We start from the raw sequence: 23,425 nt of genomic DNA, 5'->3' as shown, positions 1-23,425 counted from the left end.
TGGATTGTTGTCGTGCTGGCTGGTGCGAAGCTCTGATCGTCGTCTTGCTGCAGGCAGGTCGCTGATGGGCGAACGCCCCGACTGGTGCCGGCCGCGAGGCTCCTCTGCCCCGCGGCGGCGCCGAATCAGGCCGTCTGCCACAGCCCCGGGCTCGAGGCAGTCAATGCCCGGTAGCCGCGGTCAAAGAGGCTGTCGCACTCCTTCTGGGTGACGATCATTCCGCCGGCGATGAGAGTGGTGTCGTCCTGGTAGGGCTCGAACAGCTCCCAGTAGCGGTGTGCGAGGGCCCCGGGCAGGACCTCGATGCCATCGGGACGGGAATCCTGGAGCACCTGGATCCCCTTCTCCAAAGAGCGCGAGTCCATGATGAAGACCCGGAGGATTCCCGCCATGCCCGCCTTCTGGGCGTAGCTGACGACCTGGGCGCTCTGGGTGAGCACCCCCGTCACACCGAACATGTTCTTGAGCAGCCTGATCCCCTCGCGGTCCGGCTTGAAGCCGCCGATGAGATCGCAGTGCACAAGAACCTCATGCCCTGCGTCGATGCACTTCTTCGCGAGCGGTTCAAGGTTGCCGATGTGGACATTCGTCAGGAGCACGTAGCGAGACGTGCTGACGAGTGCGGCCTCAAGCTCCTTGAGGTGGCGGACTGAGGGGATGACCGTCCGCTGGGGAATATCAATCACTGATCTCGTTGTAGATCGTCATGGCCTGAGCTGCGGAGGCATCCTCGTGGACGAGAGCACCGAGTGCAGACACCATGGCGAGCGGCTTCGGATCCTGGGTGATGTTGCGGCCGACGGCGACGCCCTTCGCACCGCAGGCCATGACGTGCTGAACAAACTCGAAATAGGTCTCGTGATCGGACTTCGGGCCGCCGAGCGCAAGAACCGGAACCGTGCAGTTGTCGACGATGAGCCGGTCGCGGTCGGTGCCGGAGAATCGGGTCTTGATGATGTCGGCGCCGAGCTCCTCGGAGAACCTCGCGGCCGTGGCGATCTTCTCCGGGTCCGCCGACTCCGGCGTCGTCACCGGGTAGCCGTAGGGCAGGGCCTCACACATGAAGGGAACATTCCAGTCGGCGCTCTGGCGGGTCAGCTTCGCGGCGAATTCGTTCGTGGCACGCTCGTTATGGGCGCCGGGGAAGTTCATGATGACAACGCCGTCGGCGCCGAGCTTGAGGGCATCGGTCACGTCGAAGGCCGGCATGGTGTCCGGCACCGAACCGTCGTAGACAGCTGTCGTCGTGTCGACGCGAAGGGTGAGGCCGACACCGGCAAAGTGCTCGGCGAAATTGCGAGCCTGCCCGTAGGTGACGAGGACGTTGTCCAGGCCGTGCTCGACCATCGCGGGGACCTTGCGGGCCGCAACGTCGACGCCCGCGGTCTTCTCGCTGAAGCCGAAGCCATCCAGTGCCAGGGAGACCGACCTCCCGTCCGCAGCGAAAATCCTGTTCATCCGACGTGTCTTCGACATGTTTTCCTCTCCTCTGGCAGAAGATTTCTACCAATTAAACGACAAAAAGGCCCGCGCAACCACATGTGGTGCTACGGACCTTCACGACCATCCCGATGGGCATATTTTGTTTGTGCCAGCATAGCACCATAATCGCGACCTGGTGAACCGCGTCCCACGACTAGGGTGGGCGCCGGTGGCACTGCCCTGCGCGCTCTCGCGCGCAGGGCAGCACGCTAACCGGCGAGGAAGCGGGCGAGAACCCTCGTGCCGAATTCAAGGGCGCTGATCGGAACCCGCTCGTCGTTCCCATGGAACATCGCCGAGAAGTTGAAGTCGGCAGGCAGTGCCATCGGCACGAAGCCGTAACCCTGGATCCCAAGCGGCAGAAGCTGCTTGTTGTCGGTTCCGCCCGACAGCATGTACGGGGCGACGATGGCCGTCGGGTCCTCGACAAGGAGTGCCTCCGACATCCTCTCGACGACCGGTGCATCGAATGGCACCTCGAAGCCGTCGTACCGAACGATCGAGGACACGTCGACACCCGCTCCCGCGAGGTCCCTGATCGTCTGGTGAGCCTCCTCCTCGGTGCCGGGGATCGGCCTCATGTCGACCGTCGCCTGGGCCGTGGCGGGGATGACATTGGCCTTATAGCCGCCATCGAGCTGGGACGGATTCGACTGCGTCCGCAGGGTTGCGCCGACGAAGGGTGCCGCTGGACCGAGGCTTCTGACGAGCGCAGCCAGATCCTCGGGATCCTCGCTGAAGGGCAGACCGGTCAGCTCCGACACCGTCACGAGGAGGGACCGGACCGTGTCGGTGAGCTGGAGCGGCCATTTCCGCTCTCCAATTCTCGCAACTGCCGCTGCCAGCTTCGTGATCGCGTTGTCCTCGTTGACCTGCGAGCCGTGACCGGCTCTGCCTCGGGCGGAGAGCGTCAGCCAGTCCATGCCCTTCTCGCCCGTCTGGATGAGGTAGACGGTCTGGCCCTCGATGTCGACGGAGTACCCGCCGACCTCGGAGATCGCCTCAGTGGCGCCCTCGAACAGCTCGGGATGGTGCTCAGCCATCCACTGGGCACCCCACACTCCCCCGGCCTCCTCATCGGCGAAGAAGGCGACGATAAGGTCGCGCTGGGGCTGCCAGCCCCTCTCCTTCATGTCCGCGAGCACGGTCAGCATCATGGCGTCCATGTTCTTCATGTCGACAGCGCCGCGGCCCCAGACATAGCCGTCCTTGATGATCCCGCCGAAGGGATCGACGGTCCAGTCCTCGGCCACAGCGGGAACAACGTCGAGGTGACCGTGGACGACGAGGGCGGGCAGCCCCGGATCCGTCCCGGGCACTCGGAGCACGACGTTGGCGCGGCCGGGTTTGGACTCGATGATGATCGGCTCATAGCCATATCGGCGGAGGTACTCGACGACGAAGTCGGCCGCCGGCCGCTCGGGCTTCGTCCGGGGGTCGTCGCCGAAATTCGACGTGTCGATGCGAATCAGGTCGGCGCACAGCTGCGCGACACCCGACGTGTCCAGGGCAGAGGGGTCAACAGTCATATCGACAGACTAACGTGCCCCTCTACCGCACGGCGCGCATTCTCTTGCGAACGGCAGGATGACAGGACGCTGACGTGCCTGAACGGCCGGGTGACCTCATGTGAATTCCGATCACATGAATGGAAATTTGTCTCAGTCGGCGTTGATAACCTGCGAAACGGTGTGCGATAGACCATACTCGAGAAGTCTTTGCCGCGACGCTGCGGTGGAGGATCTGTGAATGAAGACTGAGGAGAACACATGACGAGTCATGTTCCGGGCAGAAGACGGCTGCGCACCTGCGTGGCCTTCCTGGGCGTGGGGGCAGTGAGCATCGGTGCTCTGATCGCCCCGGCCGCCGCAGCCCCGAGTGCCGAGCCGCTGATCGAACCAGATTACACACCGCATGTCGGCGCTTCGGCCGCCCAGGCATCCGTCGCCGGATCCGCCTTCGGCTCGCGCGCGACGGGTGACTGGTTCGTCGAGTTCCGCAGCCAGCCGATCGCCAAGGGCGGCACGCAGATGCGGGTCGACTCCGAACTGCAGCGCCTCGAGGCCGCCGCGGATGATCTCGACATCGACGTCACCTCATCCTTCAGCGAGCTCTGGTCCGGCGCCGTCGTCACGGCAGACGAGGCCGAGCTCACGCAGCTGAGGAACGATGTCGATGTTGCGGCCGTCTACCCGGTCCTGCTCGTTGAGGCGCCCGAGAAGCTGGATATGGGCGCGGAGCCCGACATGGCCTACGCCAAGGACCTCACGGGAGCCAGCCTCATCCTCGATGAGACCGACTACTCCGGCTACGGCAAGACGATCGCCATCATCGACACCGGTGTCGACATCGACCACCCCGCCTTCGGCGGCGGCGGCATCTCCGACGGGACCGCGTGGTCGCCCGTCACCGGCAACGGCAGCGGGATCATCGGCGGCTACGACTTCGTCGGCGACGCCTTCAACGCCGATCCCGAATCTGACGGCTACAACCCGGTGCCCGCTCCGGACGACAATCCCGATGACTGCAACGGCCACGGCACCCATGTCGCCGGCATCGCCGCCGGCAACGACCCATCGAACGAGTTCACGGGTGTGGCGCCCGGAGCGAACCTACTCGCCTACCGCGTCTTCGGATGCGACGGCTCGACCACGTCCGAGATCATGCTCGATGCTATGGAGCGCGCGGCAGCCGATGGCGCCGACATCGTCAACATGTCGATCGGCGCCTCGTTCATGACGTGGCCGAACTACCCGACAGCGGTCGCGGCGGACAACCTTGTCGACAAGGGCGTTGTCGTCACCGTCTCCCAGGGCAACTCGGGCGATTACGGAGTCTTCTCCGGCGGCGCTCCCGCCTCGGGCAAGAAGGTCATCTCCGTCGGCTCGGCCGACAACTGGCGCACCGAGGCACCCGCACTGACCGTCTCGGCACTGCCCGAGCAGCTCATCGCCTACAGCCCGGCGTCGGGTGCCCCGCTCCCGCCCCAGGATGGCACGACGCTCGAGATCATCACCTACCCGGCCGGGTCCGAGACGGGCGCAGTTCCGCTCGAGGGCGCCGAGGGTAAGGTCGTCCTTGTCCGCCGCGGTGACAGCACTTTCCATGAGAAGGCGCTCGCCGCGCAGGAGTCCGGCGCCGCCGGTGTCATCATCGACAATAACCAGCCGGGCGCGATCTCGGCGACGGTCGAAGGACCGACACCGATCACCATCCCTACCGCGACCATCTCGCAGGCGGACGGCGATGCCATCCGCGCCGCACTCGCAGATGCCGAGACGCCGACAGTGACGTGGACCGATGACACTGTCGTGTCCGATGTTGCGACCGCTGGCCTCGTGTCCGACTTCTCCTCGTACGGCCTGGCGGCGGATCTGTCGATCAAGCCTCAGGTCACCGCCCCCGGCGGTCTCATCCATTCCGCGTACCCGCTCGATGCGGCGGATGATGATGGCACCGGTTACGCGACGATCTCCGGAACATCGATGGCAGCCCCGCACGTCGCGGGAGCGGCAGCCCTCCTTCTCGAGGCGACACCGGAGCTGACCCCGGCCCAGGTGCTCACCAACCTGCAGAACAACGCGACCCCGGTTGAGTGGTCGCTCGCGCCGGGCAGCGGCTTCTCCGAGCCGGTTCACCGCCAGGGCGCCGGCATGATCAACATCCCGCGCTCGATCGTTAACTCCTGGTTCGGCACGCAGATCTCCCCCTCGGAGATCAACCTCCACGACGGCGATACCGGAGCGTCCGAGACGACGACCCTGTCGATCACCAACCGCGGTGAATCCGAGATGGTCCTCACGCCGGTGCACGATCCCTCGCCGGCGACCTGGGGCATCAACCAGTACCCGGACTTCATCGGCGCCTTCGCCGACGTCACCTTCTCGGCCGAGACCGTCACAGTCCCGGCGGGCAGCACCGTCACCGTCAACGCGACGATCACAGAGCCGGATGCTCCGGGCGCGATCTACTCGGGCCACATCTACTTCGTCGACGCCTCCGGCGAGTACCTCGTCAACGTCGTGCCCTATGCGGGCATGGCCGGCAACTACGAGACCGACGTGGCGTTCATGAACCAGTGGACGTGGGCGGACTACGGATGGACCGAGGACGATCTCGGCTTTGACCCCAATGAGCCGATCTACCCGACGCCGACGCTGGGCTTCCTCGAGGAGTGCAGCAAGCTCGTCGACGACGAGTGCGTCTCCGAGGGCCTCTACTCGTGGGATACCGACGAGTTCGTCTTCTCGATGGAGAACGGCGATGTCCCCTACGCCATCATCCACTTCGAGAACCCCGTCTCCTACATGAAGATGGAGGCCTTCCACGCGACGGCCGATGGTACCAAGGGCGCCCCCGTCAGCCCCGACTACAGCCTCGTCTACGAGTCACACGGCGAGGGCGCAGTCCCCGGCATTCAGGTCTACCCCTGGGATGGCACCTACAGGAAGTCGGCTGAGTCGGACCAGCTCCTCAATGCGCTCGACGGCAGCTACATCCTCGAGGTGACCGTCGTCAAGGGCACCGGATCGCTCAGCAACCCCGACGATGTCGAGGTCTGGACCTCTGAGGCGTTCACGATCGACCGCGACGGCGTGCCCGGCACGGGTCCCGGCGACGGGACGATCGACGAGGAGATCAGCCGCGGCTTCCTTCTCTACAACGACTTCACCCCGCCCGCAGATCACGCGTTCACCTTCGGCCGCCCCGGCGACCAGGTCTTCGCGGGTGACTGGGACGGCGACGGAGTCGACACCCTGGCGGTACGCCGCGGGAATACGTTCTTCGTCCAGAACCAGCTGCTCGGCGGCAACGCCGAGATCCAGTTCAACTACGGTCGCGTGGGCGACGAGGTCCTCGTCGGCGATTGGGACGGCGACGGCAAGGACACGTTCGCGGTGCGCCGTGGGACCACGTTCTACGCTCAGAACTCGCTTCAGGGCGGCAACGCCGAGAACCAGTTCAACTACGGCCGGCTCGGCGACCAGGTCTACGCAGGTGATTGGGACGGCGACGCCAAGGACACCTTCGCGGTGCGCCGCGGCAATGCCTTCTACGTCCGCAACACCCTGACCGGGGGCTACGCGACGACGACGTTCAACTACGGACGCGTGGGCGACGAGGTCCTCGTCGGCGACTGGGATGGTGACGGCAAGGACACCATCACCGTCCGCCGCGGCACCACCTTCTACGTGGCCAACTCGCTGATCTCCGGCAGCGCCCAGAAGTCGTACACACTCGGCCGGGCGTCCGACCAGGTCATCGTCGGCGACTGGAACGCGGACAGCATCGATTCGATCGGTCTGCGCCGCTGACCGTTCGGTCCTGACCGCACATAGGGTTGCCCCCGGCGATGCCGGGGGCAATTCCGTGTCATCTCTTCCTGCGAAGTCGGCTGCCGACGCCTGTCATGGAGGTCGGCCAAAGCCTGGCGCATCCACTGCCCACTCCACGCGACGCGAACCGTGCGCTGCATCTGACTCAACTGACACGGGGTGGTCGCCGAGTCACCTGGCACCGTGAGCAACCGGCTCAGGTCGGTCAGCAGCTCTCCGGAGCGTTCACCCTCCGAGACCTCCGAGAGAGATGACGACGTGAAAGCCCTCCTCGAAGAGGACTGCTCCGACGTCATCGACCTCCCCTTCGGGGGCGATGAGGATGATCGGAGTGTCTGTGTCCGGAAGATTCGGATTGCCGGCAAGCTCGACGCGATCCGTCTCGAGAACGGGAACCTGGTCAAAGAACGGATCTCCGAGTTCACTCGTAGTGAGCGGTTCTGCGACGTTGATGACGGTGGCGCCGATGTAGGCGGCCAGGTCGACTTCCGTTCGCATCTCCTGCTTCTCGTAGGGGCCGAAAACGGCGACCCTGTCGCCCGCCTGGTGTTCGATTGCGACTGTTCTTGCCTGGCACTGTGGCGGATACGACTCCGCACAGATTCCATCGCTGCCGATAATCGTCACCGTCTCTCCCGGGGCGACGTCCGCCCGCTCGCCGAGTCGCCAATAGACGAGGTCGGGTTTGATCGCACCTTCAGTCGTCGGCTCGCTCAAGGTGAGGATCTGTGTCTCGTCCCCGTCATTGTTGACGCGGACGACGAACATGCCCGGCTGATCGGACGGAGACGGTGTGCCCGAATCCGCATCGTCGCTGCCGTTCGAGCAGGCGGCGAGCAAAGTGAGAAGGACAGCTGACAGGCGCTTCATGGCCTGAGTATAGGCCCGCCGAGTCGCGGTCCGAAGGGACCGCGAATCCTGCCGTGCGTCTCGGCGGATGATGAACGGTATCGTCAACACGGCTGCGACAAGGGCGGCGTGGCGGACCCGTGTCGGCATGCTGATCCACGCGATCACCACACGTAGTCGACCTGCACACCACTGGGCTGGGTGTCTCCAGACCCGGTCGTGAGTGCCGAAGCAGAGCGCAGGGACCGGGCCGCGAGCGGACCCAGAACCTGGTGGCCCCCGACTGTTATCTGTCCGTTCACAGTCCGTTGATGAGTCGGTCGTCAAGTGCTCCTAGCGTGGAAGAACATCACTGCTCTGCAAGAAAGCACTGACATGTCGAAGAAGAAAATCGCAGCGTCGAGCGTCGCGGCGGCTCTGGCGGCCGGCGTGGTCACCATGGCGGGTCCCGCTGCGTTCGGTGTTCCGCTGCCGCTGGACAGCCTCGAGTCCCCTGCCCTGTCCTCCACCAACGAGAATCCGACCGTGGTCGATGGGGCAACCGTCCCCCTGGAGGCTCGTGACGGCTTCAGGGTCCTCCCCTACCTTCAGAGGCCCGGCGCGACAGAGATGACGGTCAACTGGTTCTCCGAGACCGGCGGCGCCTCGACGATCACGGTCTACGGCCCGGGCCTTCCTGCTGAGGGCCAGGAGTTCACGGTTGAGGGCGAGCAGAACCCCGTCAACGGATATCAGGAGGCAGAGCTCAAGCAGGGTGATCTCTCTCGGGCGACCGTCGCCGGCACGAACAAGAAGGGCATTCTTGCGCAGGGCACGTGGATCAGAGCGGACAACCCCTACAAGCATTCCATCCGGATCGACAACCTCCAGCCCGAATCGACCTATACCTACGCGGTCAATGAGGATGGTTACGTCCATGAGGCCTCGTTCGAGACGTTCCCCGTGTCCGGCAGCGACCTGACCGAGCCCATTCACATCATCGCCTTCTCCGACACCGAGACCGACCAGATCGGCCGCGTCACCTACCGCGAATGGGTGGAGACTCGCAACCTGGCCGAAGGCTCCGAGGCACGCCCCGAGCCGGGATCGGCCTGGGATCGGAAGTACGGGAGCGCGACTCGCGACGGATATTGGGCGGTCAACTACCCGGTGACCGAGGACGAGGCCCAGCGCCTCAACAACGAGATCATCGCAGAGCAGGATCCGGACATGATCCTCCTGGCGGGCGACCTCACCGAGCGCTCGTCATGGCAGACACACTGGGATGAATGGTTCCGCTACTTCGCGGGCGATCAGGGTCAGCTCCTCGAGTCCATCCCGATCTTCACCTCCCCCGGCAACCACGAGGTCTACGGGTACTGTGCAAGTGCCGATGACTGCACCCCGGTCATCCGCGCACGCGCCGCCTACAACCAGTCGATCGACACCCACGGGTCGAGCAATGAGCACCCCCTCGACGCCTACCACCGCGTCGACTACCGCCCTGTCACGTTCATCTCCATCGACTCGACGAACGGCACGGACCAGAACCCGAACGATGCGAACAACCGGCCGCCGCTCATGTCAGGCGACGATTCCGACATCACCCCCGAACAGTACGGCACCGACACCCCAGAATGCCTTCACCATTGACCAGTACGAAAGGGACTTCCCCCTCGCTGTCGATCAGGGCTGGTTCCCGGGCCTCAATCGCGACGATCCGGCCGATCAGCCCAGCTTCATGCCCGGCTCCGAGCAGTACATCTGGGTCGAGGAGCAGCAGAAGGAGGCCCGCGACAGCGGGCAGACCATCATCGTCCAGTACCATCACGTCGCCTACTCGAACGGCACGCACGGCACGACGATGAACCACGCCGAGGCAACCGATGCTCAGCCGGGAACGCCGATGAGGCATCTTCAGCCGCTGTTTGAGGACTACGACGTGGCGGTCGTCATCTCCGGCCATGACGAGATGTTCCAGTCCTCCTACGTCGACCTTGCCGGTGACGGCACCGGCGTCTTCCACTGGGATGTCGGCGTCGCCTCCGACGGTCTCCGCGGAGACAAGCTCGTTCCCAGCGCCGTCGAGGGTGAGGGTCGTGTCCCCCTCAACTTCAACACCCGATCCACGTGGATGGCGCAGGCCGACGAGCCGGAGATGTGGGAGACGAACGAGAACGGCGTCAAGCACCTCGTCTCGGGCGGCAAGCACTACGGTCACCTCGAGATGATGATCCAGCCATACACCGGGAACCCCCTCGATACGGGCGCAACCCCCGCAGCGGAGCTGGTCATGACACCTATCGCCATGTTCCCCATCCTCGATGACAACCTTGACCTCGTCGAGGTCGAGCGCCGCGAAATGCTGTCGGGCCAGCAGAGCGTCTACCTGGACGCCACCGGCCAGCCAATGGCAGGCACCCCCACCGACGACCCGGTCGACCCGGATCCGACCGAGCCCGTCGACCCCGACCCTACCGAGCCGGTGGACCCGGACCCGACTGAGCCGGTTGGTCCGGTCCCGTCGGGTAATGCGTTCGCGCTGGTCAACACCTGGGACTCGACCACCCATAACACGGCCTTCGCCTACGGCCGCATCGGTGACGAGGTCCTCGTCGGGGACTGGGACGGCAACGGCACCGACACCCTCGGTGTCCGCCGCGGCACCACCTTCTACCTCAACAACACCCTCACCGGAGGCCACGCCGACACCGAATTCGCCTACGGCCGCATCGGTGACGAGGTCCTCGTCGGGGACTGGGACGGCAACGGCACCGACACCCTCGGCGTCCGCCGCGGCACCACCTTCTACCTCAACAACACCCTCACCGGAGGCAACGCCGACACCGAATTCGCCTACGGCCGCATCGGTGACGAGGTCCTCGTCGGGGACTGGGACGGCAACGGCACCGACACCCTCGGCGTCCGCCGCGGCACCACCTTCTACCTCAACAACACCCTCACCGGAGGCCACGCCGACACCAAATTCGCCTACGGCCGCCACGGCGACCAGGCCTTCGCCGGGGACTTCAACGCCACCGGCCAGGACACCATCTCCCTGCGCCGCGGCAACGTCTTCCACATCAACAACACCCTCGCCGGCGGACCCTCCGAGACCACCATCGCCTACGGCCGGGCCACCGACCACCTCTTCATCGGCGACTGGGACGGCAACGGCACCGACACCCCCGGAGTCAACCGCCCCAACTGACCCCTCAGGCGCACCACCGCGCCCCCACAGACAAGGTGGGTCGAGCTCCCGTCACCTGGAGCCCGGCCCACCTTCCACATATGGTCCCAAGCAGCCGCGAGCCAGCGGTCGGCGGCTGTTGAATCAGAGCCAGCTCTGGATCCCCGAATAAACCGCCACACCCGTCACGAGGAGAGCGAAGATGCCGGTGAGGAGCCGGGGCGGCAGTCTCTTGGAGAACACGGAGCCGAGGAGACCGCCCATGACAGATCCAGCGACGAACAGGCCGATGAGCTGCCAGTCAATGGTCCCCTGGAGCGGCATTCTGCCCACAATGCCCGCTAAGGACGTGACGACCATGACGAGAAGGGACGTGCCGACGGCCTCCTTCATCGGTACCGCCATGACCAAGACCAGGACAGGGACGATCATGAAGCCGCCCCCGACGCCGAAGATGCCGGTGAGGAGGCCCGTCAGGGAGGCGACGATGATGAGCCGCATGAGATCTCGCCACCGTCTTCTTGGCCGGCCGGTCGCACTATCCTCTGTGGGCCCCCGCCACGTCCGCACGGCGAAGGCGATGCCGACAAGGAGAAGGAAGATCGAGAAGATGCGGACAAGCATCTCATCATCGAGCAGCAGCGAGAGACGGGCTCCGGCAAGAGCGCCCACCACCGACAGTCCACCGAACAGCAGCCCTGCGCGTATCTGGACGCTGCCTGCCCGGGCGTGGACGAGGAGCGCCCCCGCAGACGTCAGTGTCACCCCGATCAAGGAGCCGATCGCGGCCGCGTACGGCGCCTGACCGAGCAGGTACATGAGTGCCGGCACTGAGAGAATTCCTCCGCCGGCGCCCAGCAGGCCGACGACGATACCGATTCCAAGGCCGACGATCAGCGCGAGCATGGAAGAACCTCGGTCGGTGCAGTCATGGTGCCCACGATACTCGCCGCAATCCCAGCACGCGGGTCTGGCTGCTCCCGCCCTCGATCAGAAGAGCACCAACCGCCTCCGCGTGAAGCAATTCAGTGTTCGCGCAGCAGGTCGATGAGCTCGTCCTTCTTCAGGGAGGAATAGCCGGTCAGTCCGAGTTCCTTGGCGCGGCCGCGAAGTTCCTCGACAGTCCAGTCTTCATAGGAGCCGGAACTGCCGCCGCGCTCGCCCACAGCCGACCGGCCGTCTTTTGCCGCGGCGTTTGCGATTCGCGCCGCCTTCTCCTTCGACGCTCCGTCCTCACGGAGCGTCTCGTACAGCTCTGGGTCGTTGATCTGCGCCATCATCACTCCTCCTTGGCAAGCAACCTACTCGCGAACCGGGACAGTATCGACCGGGGACGAGTGTACTTCCGCCGAGTGTGACTCCCGGGCGTGCGCTCGGGAGGACGGAAACGGCGGTATACCCGTTGGTATACCGCCGTTTCCTACTGTGCGCGGAGGGGGACTTGAACTGACCTCGACCCCCTCGCTCCGTGAATCCGTGAGGAGCGTTCTGCCGCATGAAATCAACGATCTATGACGTCTCGCCTGTGGATAACTCCACCGCGGTACCCCGACCGACAGGTTGCTTAGCACTTTCGTTAGCACTTTTCGCGGTGTGTGCGACGCTAGGCTCCTGGCCTCTTTGCTTGCGGTCGGGGATCCGAATCGGGGACCCTCTGACGGGGTTCACTCCTCGTGAGTGGCACCGTCGTGGTCGCGGCGTGGGGATTCGCGGAGCATGAGGAGTGCTCCGGCGATCGCGGCCGTGACGATGACGATGTCGGCGATGTTCCCGATGAACCAGTTGCCGTAGGCGAGGAAGTCCACGACGTGACCGCGGGCAAACCCGGGCGTACGGAAGAGCCGGTCGAAGGCATGGGACGCGGCGGCACCCCCGAGCGCACCGATCACGATCGCCCACGCGGGTCGCTGGACACGGAACGCGAACACGATCGCCGCGACCGTTGCGGCGACGGCCACGACCGCGAACACCCAGGTGAAGCCCTCGCCGAAAGAGAAGGCCGCGCCGGGGTTGTATGCCAGTTGCAACCCGAGCAGGTCGCCGACCAGCGGGATGCGCTCGCCTCGGGTGAGGGCGGCTTCGGCCCACACCTTGGTGCCCTGGTCGATGGCGATGACGAGCCCGCCGAGCAGGAAGGTCCCGGCGCCGAGTCGCCACCGCCGCGGGCGAGGAGATGACTGAGCCGTGGACTCCTGGCCGGTGGTCGGGTCCGGGGTCATGCGAGGACCTCGAAGAGGCGGACGATGACGCCGGACTCGATCAGGATGAACAGACCCAGGCCGATGAACACCGCCGGGACGAGCCAGTGCTCGACGCGTTCCAGGGTTTCGGTGACGGCCTTGTTGGTGCCGATCAGTCGTCCGGCAGCGCACCAAACCGCGACGAGGACGAGGAACACGATGATCATGACCGCGACGTCGCCAGGCGAGCTGGTGCGGAAGATCGGCGTGTAGAGGGAGATGTTGTCGGCCCCGTTGGCGATCGTGATCCCGGCCACGCCCCACAGCCCGACCGCGGTGATCTTGGCGTCATCGTCGTCATCGTCGCCGTTGCGTCGCAGGCCGCGCACGAGCGTCCAGATGCCGATGCCGAGCGGGATCAATCCGAGGAAGCCCACCCATTCGTCCGGCACGATCGTCAGGCCGAGTGCGGCGATCACGCTGATCACGACGAGGGTGATGAACCCGAGGTACTGCCCGGCGACGATCTGCCACGGTCGCGGCTTCCCGCGCCGGGAGGCGAGGAACAGCACGGTGAGCACGACGATGTCGTCGATGTTGGTCGCCGCGAACAGGCCGATCGCTGCGCCGATGGTCGCGAGCATCAGGTGGCCGGTGACGGCGTCGCCGCGGCAACGGCGGGCCTCATGGCTCGGGCGGCGCGTAGCCCGTTGAGGATCACGATGACCTCCGCGATCTCGTGGACCAGGACCACGACGGCGAGCCCGAGGACTCCGAACAGGGAGAGCGGGAGCAGCGCGATGATGATCAGCAGTGACAGGATGATGTTCTGGTTCATGATGCGCCGTCCGCGGCGCGCGTGGTCGAACGCGCGCGGGATGAGGCGGAGATCGTGTCCGGTGAACGCGACGTCGGCGGACTCGATCGCCGCGTCGGAGCCGGTCGCTCCCATCGCGATGCCGATGTCCGCGGCTGCGAGGGCTGGGGCGTCGTTGATGCCGTCACCGATCATCGCGACCGATCCCGCCTTCGACAGCTCGCCGATCGCGGTCGCCTTGTCTTCGGGGCGCAGCTCCGCACGCACGTCGTCGATCCCGGCTTGCGCGGCGAGGGCACGCGCGGTGCGGGCGTTGTCGCCGGTGAGCATGGTCACGCCGATGCCCTGAGCGGCGAGGGTGCGCACGACCTCGGGGACTTCGGGACGCAACTCGTCACGGACACCGATCGCGGCAACAGGTGCCCCGTCGCGGTGGACGATCACGACGGTCATACCCTGCTCCTCCAAGCCCTCGACCCGGCCTGCAAGTCCGCCGGCATCGAGCCAACGAGGACTGCCGACTGTGATCCGCGCCCCGCCTGCGGTGCCTTCGATGCCGTGCCCGGCCAGTTCGGTCACATCTGTAGCCGCGGGAGCCTCCGGTGCGGCGGCGGTAATCGCTGCGGCAAGGGGGTGCGTGCTGTGCTGCTCCAGCGCTGCCGCCCAAGCCAGCGCCTGTGCGTCACCCACGCCGTCAGCGGTGAGGACCGCGGTGACGGCGGGCTCATTGCGGGTGAGGGTGCCGGTCTTGTCGACGGCAATGTGCCGGATCGTGCCGAAGCGCTCGAAGACCGCGCCGGACTTGATGATCACGCCGAACTTGCTGCCCGCGCCGATCGCGGAGACGACCGTCAACGGCACCGAGATCGCCAGCGCACACGGTGAGGCGGCGACCAGGACGACGAGCGCGCGGGTGATCCACATCTCCGGGTCGCCCAACAGCGAGCCGATGATCGCGACCAGCGCTGCGAGGATCAGCACGCCCGGAACAAGGGGACGGGCGATCCGGTCGGCGATGCGGGCACGGTCGCCCTTCTCGGCCTGGGCCTGCTCGACCAGCCCCACGATCGTGGTCAGCGAGTTGTCGGTGCCCGCCGCGGTCGTCTCGACCTCCAAGGCGCCAGCAACGTTGATCGCGCCGGCGGAGACCTCATCGCCGGGTGTGACCTCGACCGGGATCGACTCGCCGGTGATCGCCGAGGTGTCCAGGCTCGACTGGCCCGCCCGGACGACGCCGTCGGTCGCGATCCTCTCCCCGGGACGCACCAGCATCACCTGCCCGACCGTGAGGTCCTTCGCGGCGACATCCACCGACTCCCCGTCACGCAGCACCGTCGCGGTCTCCGGCACAAGCTTCAGCAGCGCCCGCAGGCCCCCGCGGGCCCGGTCCATCGCCTTGTCCTCCAGCGCCTCAGCGATCGAGTACAGGAACGCCAGCACCGCCGCTTCCTCGACGTAGCCGAGGATGACCGCCCCGAGCGCGCTGATCGTCATCAGCAGCCCGATCCCGAGCTTGCCCTTCGTGAAAAGATTCCGGATCGCGCCGGGCGTGAACGTCGACGCCCCCAGCAGCAGACCGATCCAGAACAGCACCAGAGCCGGGGTGTCCGCTCCCGCCCACTCGGTAATCAGGCCGGCGAGAAACGCGACACCGGAGAACACCGGCATCAAGATCCCGCGGTCCCTCCACCACGGACGCGCTACCTCCTCAGCCTCGCCGACGGATGTCATGGTCGGCTCGTCGCAGCCGCACGCCGCGCTCACGCGTCCGCCCCCGCTGCGCAGCAGCCCGGCACCGTGCACGCCGCGTCCACGCACGGAGCGTGCTCGTCCACAGCCAGCGTCACATCCACCAGCGCCACGAGCGCCGCCGCCAGATGCGGGTCGGCGATCTCGTAACGAGTCTGCCGCCCCTCGGGCTCGGCAACCACAATGCCGCAATCGCGCAGACACGTCAGGTGGTTCGAGACATTCGAACGGGTTAGCTCCAATTCACGGGACAGCACCGCGGGGTAGCTCGGAGCATCGAGCAGGGACATCAGGATCCGGGAACGCGTCGGGTCGGCCATGGCCCGGCCCAGCCGGTTCATGACATCGAGGCGTGAAGCAATAGTCAGCATGCACTGAACTATACAGTGGATGCTGACCTGGCGCCAAATCACAGATTCGAGCGCCGGCCTGAGGGCTACGGCATCATTTCGGTGCGGAACCTGGTCACGGCCGATCCCGCACAGGTCCGGTTGCAGTTCCACGTGGATGTCTCGCCCGGTGTTCAGCTGATGCCCGAGTAGGCGTGCAGGCCTTTGAAGAAGAGGTTGACGATGGTGAAGTTGAAGAGCACCGCAGCGAACCCGGTCAGCGACAGCCAGGCGGACTTCGTGCCGCGCCAGCCGCGCGTGGCGCGGGCGTGGATGTAGCCGGCGTACAGCACCCAGATCACGAACGTCCAGACCTCTTTGACGTCGAAGCCCCAGTAGCGGCCCCATGACTCGTTCGCCCAGATCGCCCCGGCGATGAGGGTGAACGTCCAGAAGATGAACCCGAGGATCGCGAAGCGGTAGGCGAGGGTCTCCAGTGCCTCGGAGTTCGGGAGCGTGCGGAGGTAGCCGCGGCCGAGACCGGCGAGACCCGCGCCCCGCGCCCGTTGTCGTTCCCGCCGTGCCTGCAGCAGTTGCATGGTGGAGAGTCCTGCTGCGATGGCGAACAGCGCGGTCGCGAGCGATGCGACGAAGACGTGGATGATAAGCCAGATGCTCTTGAGCGGATCCATCAGAGGCGTCACCTCGACGTAGAAGGACATCGCAGATCCGCCGAGGAAGAACACGACCATGCCCGCGATGAACACCCCCAGAAACCGCAGGTCGAACCAGCGCAGGGCCGCCAGGTAGACGGCGATGATGAGCAGGGTGCCGATTAGCGCGAACTCGTACATGTTCGCCCACGGCACCCGCTCGGCCGCTACGCCGCGCGTGATCGTCGCGGCGAGGTGGAGGACGAAGCCGAGCCCGGTGAACGCGATGGCGAGGCGCGCCCAGTATCGGCGAGACCGCTCCGAGGCCGGCACTCGCAGACTCGGCTCGGCCGGTTCGGGGGCGGGCGGCGCGGGGGCGGCGCCCGTCGCAGCTCCCACGAGCACCGTCCCGCGCTGCTTTGCGGGGGCGAGGGATGCGCGCTGCGAGAGGTCGTAGGCGAAGGCGACGAACGCGAGCACATAGAGTGTGATCGCCGACCAGACGGCGATCACGGAGAACTCGTCGAGTGCAGTTTGCAGTTCGAGATCCACGGCTATCCCTCGCTTTCCGCGATCGCCGCGTCGAGTGCGTCGGTGATGTCGGTGACCGACTGGGGTTGGAGCAATTCGCCGTTGAGGAAGAAAGTGGGGGTGCCCTGCACGCCGAGCGAGAGGCCGGTGTTGTGATCTTCCTCGACCCGCTGCTGAGTCGCGGGGTCGGCGACGGCCTGGTCGTAGGCCTGCATATCGAGCCCGAGCTCTTCGGCGTAGCCGCGAATCTTGTCGGCCTGGGAGTCCTGCTGCTCCGCCCACTCGGGCTGGGACTCGAAGAGTTTGCGGTACATCTCCTCGAACTTCCCGCGCCGCACGCCAGGCGATCGGCATGGACTTGCGCACCCTCTCCGACGGGATCGCCGCCGCGGGCCGCAAGCTCTCCCCATCGGGCATCAGCAAACTGGAGGCCGGGGATCGCCGGGTAGACGTGGACGACCTCACCGTCATCGCCTACCTGCTGCGCACCACCCCGGCGGCGCTCCTGACCCCACCGAAGGGGCAGACGACGCTCACCGGGGTACCCGAGGAGTTCGAGCCGGAAGAGATCGACCGGTGGATGCGCGGGGAACTCGTGCTCACCGACGAAGGGCTGTTCAACTACTGGCAGCAGGAATGGGTGATCTGCACCGACCGCATTCACCACCTCGAAACCACCCTCACAGGGATGACCGCCCCGAGCCTCGACGATCCCGAGAAGTCCAGCACGCACCCGAAGACCATCGCCGCGTACCAGGAGCGGTTGGATGCGGCGCGCGTCCGGGCGCGGGTGATCCGGGAGCGGGGCGTGCAGCTCGACCCGGAGGGGCGCGTGTTCAACGCCGCCGACTACATCGACCACTACCCCCAGACCCATCAGCCCGGCACGACGACCGCGAGGAGCAGCCTGTCATGACCATCAAGAAGCCGTCCGCGCCGGAGCAGGGCGACGGGAGTGAGAAGAAGCAGCGTCGATCTCGTTCCCGGCAGCCCGGCTCAATCCAGGAGTACCAGACGGACAAGGGTAAGCGGTGGCGGTTCCAGATCTACGTGCTCAAAGACCCCGAGTATCCCGAGATGGGATCGCGCCGTCTCACCCGTTCCGGGTTCACCAGCACCGACGAGGCGAACGATGCTTTGCAGGAGGCGTTGAAGCGGCGCAAGCAGAACGAGAAGTTCGGCAACAAGGTGCCCACCCTGGGCGCGTACGCGGATGAGTGGGTGGCAGGGTTGAAGCTCGCGGCGTCCACGATCAAGGGGTACAAGAAGATCATCCGTAACCACATTCGCCCGCAGCTCGGCACGATTCGGCTCGACAAGCTCACCGCCACGAGGATCGCCCGCCACTACCGCGACCTCGAAGACCACGGCCGCAACGACGAATACGGCAAGGGCAAGCCCTTGTCGGCCAACTCGGTCCACAAGGTGCATGTCGTGCTCGGCGCGATCCTCGACGCCGCAATCGACGACGGACACCTAACAGTGAACCCGGCAAAGAAGAAGCGCACCGTCAAGGCCCCGACGACGAGCGAGGTACGGGCGCAGAAACCCGAGATCGTCACCTGGAGCGCCGACCAGCTCGCCCTGTTCCTCACCTGGAACGAGAAAGAACTGAAAGACGAGCTGTTCCCCATGTGGCGACTCATCGCCTACACCGGTATGCGCAGGTCGGAAGCGCTCGCGCTGAAATGGTCGGACATCAACACCAGGAACCAGCGGGTCAGTATCCGCCGTGCAGTCGACACCGACGACTGGACGAAGACGAAGCCCCCGAAGACCGGCAACGCCCGCGTCATCGACGTGGACGTCGAGACCTTGAAGGTGCTCGCCTCCTACAAGGTCGCCCGCGCCGAGGTCTCGTTCGAGCTGGCCAAGGCCGATGCCTACGTGTTCGGGGACGACGACGGGAAGGTGCGCTCACCCGACGCGATGACGAGCCGCTGGGATCGCCGCATGAACTGGCTCACCAAGAAGTACGACACCATGCACCGGGTCACGATCAAGGGGCTGCGTCACACCCACGCGACCCTGCTGCTCGAACTCGGGGAGCACCCCAAGGTCGTCCAGGAGCGTTTGGGGCACTCAACGATCACCACGACGATGAACATCTACTCCCATGTCACCCCGACCATGCAGCGGTCGGCCGTGACCCGCTTCGCCGCCCACCTCGGCAACGCTTAGGCTTATAGGACAAAATGTGTTGGTTTTGTTTGATCGGAGGGGTGTCAGTCCCAGGTTGTGATGTAGCTGGTCGAGTGGTGCAGCTCGTTCCAGACGGCTGCGGTGCCGATGCCCGGCAGGCCGATGTCCCGGGCGTGTTCGCCGCGGCTGGCCGCAGCTCGGTAGTAGGCCTGGATCTGGGTGTCGGTGGGCATGGTCCTGAGGATGCGTGCGGGACTGGCAGGGTATTCAGTGTGCATGTAGCACCACCACATGATCGCTTTGATCCGCCTGTCCAGGCTCATCCCGCGGTGATCGCGTAGCAGGGCCCGCAGTTGAGTGTTGATCCCACCCTCGATCCGGTTATTCGTCGCTGGCAGTGGCATGTGCAGGTAGGCGTCGACCGGGAAGTTGGCGGGATCGACGTAGGTGAACAAGGTCTTGGTCCGGATCAGCGTATCGAGGGCTGAGCGGGCCGTGACCAGACGCTGGTGAGTGAGTACGACCTGCCCCGTGGCGAGTCGAGTGCGCTCAGCCAGGAAGGCCTCCCATGTGGCGCGCCATTGGGTGTAAGCGGCCAGCCATGCCGCGGCCCCGGTGTTATCGCGGACGTGGAGCAGCGCTCTAGCCAGGCCGTAGAGTTCCACTCCGGCCTGAGTGCGGGGCCGGGTCGTGGTCTGGCGACGCACCTGGCTGAAAGCATGGAACGTACAGCGCTGGACCTTCGTGGTGGGCCAGTGCGCCCGGCGGGCTTTGGCAAAGCCTGATCCACCATCGGTGACCACTACCTGTGGCGGTGCGATCCGGGCCAGCAGCGCACCCCAGGCCTGGCTGTGTTCACTGCGTGCGAGGTACCAGCCCACGACATGGGTGTCGGTGGAGGCGATCAGGATCACGGCGCTGCGTCCGAGGTGGATCCCATCGACGTAGATCACCCGGTGGACCTCGTCGACCACCTCGGGGGTGGGCCACAGCTGCCAGAACCGTGCGGTGCGCCGACGGAAGGTCCGTCCCGCCCCGGGCAGGTCTCGCTGGCGCTGGCGGGAAAACAGAAAGGACAAGAACAGGGCGAAGTCTTTCGCGGAGGTGTCGATCGCCGCTACGCGACTCGTCCTGCACCCGGCACAGCGGTAGCGCTGACGTCCCGTACTGGTCTTTCCATAGCGTGTCATCGCCTGCTCGCACGGGCGGCAATAAGGAGTGTTCACCCTCCCTATCAGGCAACTTGGACCCGGCCTTTTCGGTGAGAACGCGCCGAAAAGTCGGGATCAAACCAACACGAAATGTCCTATAAGCCGGCCCCGTGAAACCAACTTCAACCCCCACTTTTCCGCGTCAAAGCAACCAAAGGTCGGGGTCAAGCCAACACGAAATGTCCACCCATCAAGTTCAGCCGCACGAACTTCAACACCGGCCTAATGGCGGCACAGCAACAAAAGATCAGGGTCAAACCAACACGAAATGTCCTATAAGCCAACGCTTAGCACTTTTTCTAGCACTTCCAACGAAAATGGCCCCCGATCAGGAGTTCAAAACTCCTGATCAGAGACCATTTTCCATTCGTGCGCGAGGGGGGACTTGAACCCCCACCCACTATCCGTGGACTAGCACCTCAAGCTAGCGCGTCTGCCTATTCCGCCACCCGCGCCTGTCACAACCGAAGCCGTGGCAACAGATAAGAATTTATCACGAGCAGAGCGCTCCAGGCCAACCCGTAGCCCCTGCTTTCGTGTGACGTCTGTCGCTGGAGGTCCGCGACCGCGACTTCACCGCCGCCCTGCGGGGAGGTGCCGACCGAGTACCCTGGTCGATATGGAACCAGTCTCCCTCACCACCGACCGACTTCACCTCGTCGCGCCCACCATGGCGCTGGCCGAGGACATCGCCCGAATCTGCACGGACCCCGAGATCCAGCGCTGGACCACTGTACCGAGTGGATACGGAATCGAGGACGCAGAGCACTTCCTCGCATCCGTCCCTGAGCGGTGGGCGAAGGACTGCCCGATATGGGCGATCTACGCCGATGACCTGTTCGTCGGTCTTGTCGATCTCTTCCTCCCCGTGGGGCAGAATCTCCGAACCGAGGTCGGCTTCTGGGCGAGTCCGGAGGCGCGTGGCAGCGGCTACATGACGGAGGCTGTTCGAGCAGTCTGCGAATTCGCCTTCGATCGTGGCTGCATCGCCGTCGGCTGGGCCTGCCTCGTTGAGGGCACGGACGTGAACTGGGCGAGCACCCGCGTGGCGTGGCGAAACGGCTTCGTCTTCGAAGGCGTACAGCGGGCCGCCACGTTCGATAAGGGGCAGGTGCGAGATCACCTGCGAGCCACGCTGCGTGCCGGGGACGCGATGGAGCCTGCAGTCTCCTGGTTCGGGCCCTCGCCGGGACGCAGAGCCGTCTGGAACCCGCGAGATCCCGAGTCTCTCGTGCGCGAATTCCACGAGACCTACGCGATGCCGATCGCAGACGACGGTCCGAATGTCGACCGGGAGCGGATCCACATGCGGATGGCGCTCATCGCCGAGGAGTTCCATGAGCTTGTCTCCGCCGTCTACGGGAACACCGCGGGCGAGATCGTCGAAGGAGCATATGCGACGGCGGTGAAAGCAGATGATGGCTCCCGCGACACCGTCGAGACGGCGGATGCGCTGGCGGATCTCATCTACGTCATCTATGGCATGGCGCTCGAGACCGGCATCCCGCTTGCCGATGTGCTGCGCGAGGTCCAGGCCGCCAACCTGTCGAAGCTCGGTGAGGACGGCAAGCCGATCTATCGGGAGGACGGCAAGGTCATGAAGGGCCCCGACTATTTCCGCCCCAGGGTCGATCGTGTTCTCGGATTCGACATCGACTGACCGACGATCTAGGGCAGGGTGGCGTCACCCCGGATGACAAGCCCTTCCGGGAACGTGTACTCCCCCGTGACGGTCAGGCTACTCGCCTCGATGAGTGATGGCACGTGCTGGGCACGGGTCTCGAACTGATCAATGTGGGCGAAGTGCTCCGGATCCAGGTGGATCGTCGGCGCTTCACTCACGTTCCTCGTGATGATGCCCGTGTCTGCCACCTCGTAGACGTCAGAGCGGATGAGGAGAAGATCGTTCGTCGTCTTGACGGGAAGGAACCGAGACCGTTCGACCTCGATGGCCACTGCGCCATCAAAGATCTCAATCGCTGTCCCCATTCCCGTCTCCAGCTGGTAGACCTCCGCCGAGGTCCTGTCGGTCGGGTCGACGGTCTTCGCGTTGCGGATGACGGGCAGTCCCAGGTAGCCGCCGCGCCTGTCGAGCTCGACCGCGAGCGCCTCGAGGTCGAGCCATAGAGTGTTGGTGTTGAAGTACGAGTGGCGGTCGATGTCCTGGAACCGGTCGAGATCCTCTGGCGAGGTTTGGGCCAGTTCGCGGAGGATGAGCTGGCCGTCTGCGGCGCGCAGGGCGAGGTGTCCGCCCTTGCGGTCATTCGCCTCACGTCGGCATACCTCCATCGCGAACGGCGCGCCGCTGTCGGCAAACCACTGTGCGAGGTCGGGATCGGGAAATGCTCCGAGGTTGTCGGAGTTGGAGACGATCGCGTAACGGAAGCCTCGGTCGAGCAGCGCTGACAGGAGACCCGATTCGGGCAGCGCCGTGTAGAGGTCGCCGTGTCCCGGCGGGCACCACTCGAGGTCGGGATTGGGGTGCTCAACGGGCGAGAGGTCGCTTCGGAGGAGTTTGGGCACCCGGTTCTGCAGGAAGCTGAGCGGCAGGTCGTCAAGCCTGAGGGAGTCGAAACGTTCGAGGTACTCAGTCGTGTCGTTCTCGGTGTGGAAGGAGTTCATGAAGAGGAGGGGAAGCGATACATCATGCGCCTCACGGACCGCGAGAACCTGGGCGACGATGAGGTCGAGGAAGGTCCGCTCCGGTGTCACGTGGAGAAGTGATTTCGCCTTGTGCAGTCCCATGGAGGTGCCGAGGCCGCCGTTGAGCTTGATGACGGCGGTTCGGGTGATGGCTGGAGTCGAATCCGCAGAATGCGCGCCTGGCGAGGTGGTGCCGCCCTCGTATTGTGGGATGTCGGTGAGTGGGAGGATGTCGGACTCGCGGATGTAGGCGGATTGGCCGCTCGCCACTTTTTCGATGTTCTGCTGGAAGACGCGGATGGCGAGGTCTCCGATGCCCGCCTGCCGCATCTTC

General features: G+C 65.3%; 20 protein-coding genes and 1 tRNA gene. 6 read left to right on the top strand and 15 right to left on the bottom strand.

Going from position 1 to position 23,425, the window contains the following annotated elements:
• Positions 1 to 125: 125 nt before the first annotated feature.
• The 3 genes from EJO69_RS01670 to EJO69_RS01660 form a co-directional block, all read right to left on the bottom strand.
• The gene (locus EJO69_RS01670) at positions 126 to 686 is read right to left on the bottom strand and encodes a glycerol-3-phosphate responsive antiterminator (protein ID WP_126038372.1); all 561 of its coding nucleotides are present in this window, start codon (positions 684 to 686) and stop codon (positions 126 to 128) included.
• Positions 679 to 1,476 carry a class I fructose-bisphosphate aldolase gene (locus tag EJO69_RS01665; protein ID WP_126038369.1) on the bottom strand — a complete coding sequence of 266 codons (798 nt, stop codon included), beginning with the start codon at positions 1,474 to 1,476 and terminating at the stop codon, positions 679 to 681. Before EJO69_RS01665 ends, EJO69_RS01670 begins: the two co-directional genes overlap by 8 nt.
• A 215-nt stretch (positions 1,477 to 1,691) precedes the next feature.
• Complete coding sequence (locus EJO69_RS01660) at positions 1,692 to 3,011, bottom strand: M20/M25/M40 family metallo-hydrolase (RefSeq protein ID WP_126038366.1); 1,320 nt, start codon at positions 3,009 to 3,011, stop codon at positions 1,692 to 1,694.
• A gap of 240 nt (positions 3,012 to 3,251) precedes the next feature.
• Here EJO69_RS01660 and EJO69_RS12650 point away from each other — a divergent pair, with 240 nt between their 5' ends.
• The gene (locus EJO69_RS12650; protein WP_126038363.1) at positions 3,252 to 6,797 is read left to right on the top strand and encodes a S8 family serine peptidase; all 3,546 of its coding nucleotides are present in this window, start codon (positions 3,252 to 3,254) and stop codon (positions 6,795 to 6,797) included.
• Between the two features lie 246 nt (positions 6,798 to 7,043).
• Here the strand turns inward: EJO69_RS12650 and EJO69_RS01650 are convergent, their stop codons facing one another.
• Positions 7,044 to 7,688 (bottom strand): hypothetical protein, encoded by a 645-nt coding sequence (locus tag EJO69_RS01650; RefSeq protein ID WP_126038360.1) that lies wholly within the window; start codon positions 7,686 to 7,688, stop codon positions 7,044 to 7,046.
• Between the two features lie 354 nt (positions 7,689 to 8,042).
• On the opposite strand from EJO69_RS01650, the gene EJO69_RS01645 reads away from it, so the two are divergent.
• Positions 8,043 to 9,299: a metallophosphoesterase family protein gene (locus tag EJO69_RS01645; RefSeq protein ID WP_126038357.1), complete on the top strand. Its 1,257-nt coding sequence runs from the start codon at positions 8,043 to 8,045 to the stop codon at positions 9,297 to 9,299.
• Positions 9,205 to 10,857: a metallophosphoesterase family protein gene (locus EJO69_RS01640; RefSeq protein ID WP_126038354.1), complete on the top strand. Its 1,653-nt coding sequence runs from the start codon at positions 9,205 to 9,207 to the stop codon at positions 10,855 to 10,857. Before EJO69_RS01645 ends, EJO69_RS01640 begins: the two co-directional genes overlap by 95 nt.
• A gap of 123 nt (positions 10,858 to 10,980) precedes the next feature.
• Here EJO69_RS01640 and EJO69_RS01635 read toward each other — a convergent pair whose 3' ends face one another.
• The 8 genes from EJO69_RS01635 to EJO69_RS01600 all read right to left on the bottom strand — a co-directional run bounded on the left by EJO69_RS01635 (position 10,981) and on the right by EJO69_RS01600 (position 17,505).
• Positions 10,981 to 11,742 (bottom strand): sulfite exporter TauE/SafE family protein, encoded by a 762-nt coding sequence (locus EJO69_RS01635; RefSeq protein ID WP_126038351.1) that lies wholly within the window; start codon positions 11,740 to 11,742, stop codon positions 10,981 to 10,983.
• Positions 11,743 to 11,861: 119 nt separating this feature from the next.
• A complete protein-coding gene (locus EJO69_RS01630; RefSeq protein WP_126038348.1) occupies positions 11,862 to 12,116 on the bottom strand; it encodes a DUF7218 family protein in 255 nt (84 codons plus the stop codon).
• Between the two features lie 384 nt (positions 12,117 to 12,500).
• Complete coding sequence (locus EJO69_RS01625) at positions 12,501 to 13,055, bottom strand: signal peptidase II (protein ID WP_126038345.1); 555 nt, start codon at positions 13,053 to 13,055, stop codon at positions 12,501 to 12,503.
• Entirely contained in the window at positions 13,052 to 13,660 is a 609-nt protein-coding gene (locus EJO69_RS01620) for a cadmium resistance transporter (RefSeq protein WP_126038342.1), read from the bottom strand. The genes EJO69_RS01625 and EJO69_RS01620 overlap by 4 nt, the downstream gene beginning before the upstream one ends.
• A complete protein-coding gene (locus tag EJO69_RS01615) occupies positions 13,660 to 15,597 on the bottom strand; it encodes a heavy metal translocating P-type ATPase (protein ID WP_126042263.1) in 1,938 nt (645 codons plus the stop codon). The genes EJO69_RS01620 and EJO69_RS01615 overlap by 1 nt, the downstream gene beginning before the upstream one ends.
• Positions 15,594 to 15,953, bottom strand: a complete 360-nt coding sequence (cmtR, locus tag EJO69_RS01610; RefSeq protein ID WP_126038339.1) for a Cd(II)/Pb(II)-sensing metalloregulatory transcriptional regulator CmtR — start codon at positions 15,951 to 15,953, stop codon at positions 15,594 to 15,596. Before cmtR ends, EJO69_RS01615 begins: the two co-directional genes overlap by 4 nt.
• Before the next feature lie 152 nt (positions 15,954 to 16,105).
• Positions 16,106 to 17,116 carry a c-type cytochrome biogenesis protein CcsB gene (gene ccsB, locus EJO69_RS01605; RefSeq protein WP_126038336.1) on the bottom strand — a complete coding sequence of 337 codons (1,011 nt, stop codon included), beginning with the start codon at positions 17,114 to 17,116 and terminating at the stop codon, positions 16,106 to 16,108.
• Positions 17,117 to 17,118: 2 nt separating this feature from the next.
• On the bottom strand, positions 17,119 to 17,505 hold the full coding sequence (locus EJO69_RS01600) for a DsbA family protein (RefSeq protein ID WP_281272846.1): 387 nt from the start codon (positions 17,503 to 17,505) through the stop codon (positions 17,119 to 17,121).
• Between EJO69_RS01600 and EJO69_RS12235 the strand changes: the two genes are divergently transcribed.
• Together EJO69_RS12235 and EJO69_RS01595 are read left to right on the top strand one after the other, a co-directional pair.
• Entirely contained in the window at positions 17,448 to 18,011 is a 564-nt protein-coding gene (locus EJO69_RS12235) for a hypothetical protein (protein WP_164519823.1), read from the top strand. The two genes, EJO69_RS01600 and EJO69_RS12235, sit on opposite strands and share 58 nt — an antisense overlap.
• Positions 18,008 to 19,276: a tyrosine-type recombinase/integrase gene (locus tag EJO69_RS01595; RefSeq protein ID WP_164519822.1), complete on the top strand. Its 1,269-nt coding sequence runs from the start codon at positions 18,008 to 18,010 to the stop codon at positions 19,274 to 19,276. The genes EJO69_RS12235 and EJO69_RS01595 overlap by 4 nt, the downstream gene beginning before the upstream one ends.
• Before the next feature lie 44 nt (positions 19,277 to 19,320).
• Here the strand turns inward: EJO69_RS01595 and EJO69_RS01590 are convergent, their stop codons facing one another.
• Both EJO69_RS01590 and EJO69_RS01585 read right to left on the bottom strand, forming a co-directional pair.
• Positions 19,321 to 20,463 carry an IS1249 family transposase gene (locus tag EJO69_RS01590; protein WP_281272839.1) on the bottom strand — a complete coding sequence of 381 codons (1,143 nt, stop codon included), beginning with the start codon at positions 20,461 to 20,463 and terminating at the stop codon, positions 19,321 to 19,323.
• A 355-nt stretch (positions 20,464 to 20,818) separates the two neighbouring features.
• Positions 20,819 to 20,903, bottom strand: a tRNA-Leu gene (locus EJO69_RS01585).
• A 164-nt stretch (positions 20,904 to 21,067) separates the two neighbouring features.
• On the opposite strand from EJO69_RS01585, the gene EJO69_RS01580 reads away from it, so the two are divergent.
• Complete coding sequence (locus EJO69_RS01580) at positions 21,068 to 22,108, top strand: GNAT family N-acetyltransferase (RefSeq protein ID WP_126038328.1); 1,041 nt, start codon at positions 21,068 to 21,070, stop codon at positions 22,106 to 22,108.
• 8 nt (positions 22,109 to 22,116) lie between these two features.
• Here EJO69_RS01580 and EJO69_RS01575 read toward each other — a convergent pair whose 3' ends face one another.
• Positions 22,117 to 23,421 carry a UTP--glucose-1-phosphate uridylyltransferase gene (locus EJO69_RS01575; RefSeq protein WP_425454740.1) on the bottom strand — a complete coding sequence of 435 codons (1,305 nt, stop codon included), beginning with the start codon at positions 23,419 to 23,421 and terminating at the stop codon, positions 22,117 to 22,119.
• Positions 23,422 to 23,425: the final 4 nt, after the last annotated feature.

The sequence above is a fragment of the Flaviflexus salsibiostraticola genome, from assembly GCF_003952265.1.
Lineage (GTDB): Bacteria > Actinomycetota > Actinomycetes > Actinomycetales > Actinomycetaceae > Flaviflexus > Flaviflexus salsibiostraticola.
This window is presented reverse-complemented; position numbering and strand designations above follow the sequence as displayed.

What these genes read in the sequence shown, in the direction of transcription:
- EJO69_RS01665 (WP_126038369.1), bottom strand. Translation starts at nt 1,476, where the DNA reads ATGTCGAAGACACGTCGGATGAACAGGATTTTCGCTGCGGACGGGAGG.
- EJO69_RS01660 (WP_126038366.1), bottom strand. Translation starts at nt 3,011, where the DNA reads ATGACTGTTGACCCCTCTGCCCTGGACACGTCGGGTGTCGCGCAGCTG.
- EJO69_RS12650 (WP_126038363.1), top strand. Translation starts at nt 3,252, where the DNA reads ATGACGAGTCATGTTCCGGGCAGAAGACGGCTGCGCACCTGCGTGGCC.
- EJO69_RS01650 (WP_126038360.1), bottom strand. Translation starts at nt 7,688, where the DNA reads ATGAAGCGCCTGTCAGCTGTCCTTCTCACTTTGCTCGCCGCCTGCTCG.
- EJO69_RS01645 (WP_126038357.1), top strand. Translation starts at nt 8,043, where the DNA reads ATGTCGAAGAAGAAAATCGCAGCGTCGAGCGTCGCGGCGGCTCTGGCG.
- EJO69_RS01640 (WP_126038354.1), top strand. Translation starts at nt 9,205, where the DNA reads ATGCGAACAACCGGCCGCCGCTCATGTCAGGCGACGATTCCGACATCA.
- EJO69_RS01635 (WP_126038351.1), bottom strand. Translation starts at nt 11,742, where the DNA reads ATGCTCGCGCTGATCGTCGGCCTTGGAATCGGTATCGTCGTCGGCCTG.
- EJO69_RS01630 (WP_126038348.1), bottom strand. Translation starts at nt 12,116, where the DNA reads ATGATGGCGCAGATCAACGACCCAGAGCTGTACGAGACGCTCCGTGAG.
- EJO69_RS01625 (WP_126038345.1), bottom strand. Translation starts at nt 13,055, where the DNA reads ATGACCCCGGACCCGACCACCGGCCAGGAGTCCACGGCTCAGTCATCT.
- EJO69_RS01620 (WP_126038342.1), bottom strand. Translation starts at nt 13,660, where the DNA reads ATGCTCGCGACCATCGGCGCAGCGATCGGCCTGTTCGCGGCGACCAAC.
- cmtR (WP_126038339.1), bottom strand. Translation starts at nt 15,953, where the DNA reads ATGCTGACTATTGCTTCACGCCTCGATGTCATGAACCGGCTGGGCCGG.
- EJO69_RS12235 (WP_164519823.1), top strand. Translation starts at nt 17,448, where the DNA reads ATGGACTTGCGCACCCTCTCCGACGGGATCGCCGCCGCGGGCCGCAAG.
- EJO69_RS01600 (WP_281272846.1), bottom strand. Translation starts at nt 17,505, where the DNA reads ATGGGGAGAGCTTGCGGCCCGCGGCGGCGATCCCGTCGGAGAGGGTGC.
- EJO69_RS01595 (WP_164519822.1), top strand. Translation starts at nt 18,008, where the DNA reads ATGACCATCAAGAAGCCGTCCGCGCCGGAGCAGGGCGACGGGAGTGAG.
- EJO69_RS01580 (WP_126038328.1), top strand. Translation starts at nt 21,068, where the DNA reads ATGGAACCAGTCTCCCTCACCACCGACCGACTTCACCTCGTCGCGCCC.
- EJO69_RS01575 (WP_425454740.1), bottom strand. Translation starts at nt 23,421, where the DNA reads ATGCGGCAGGCGGGCATCGGAGACCTCGCCATCCGCGTCTTCCAGCAG.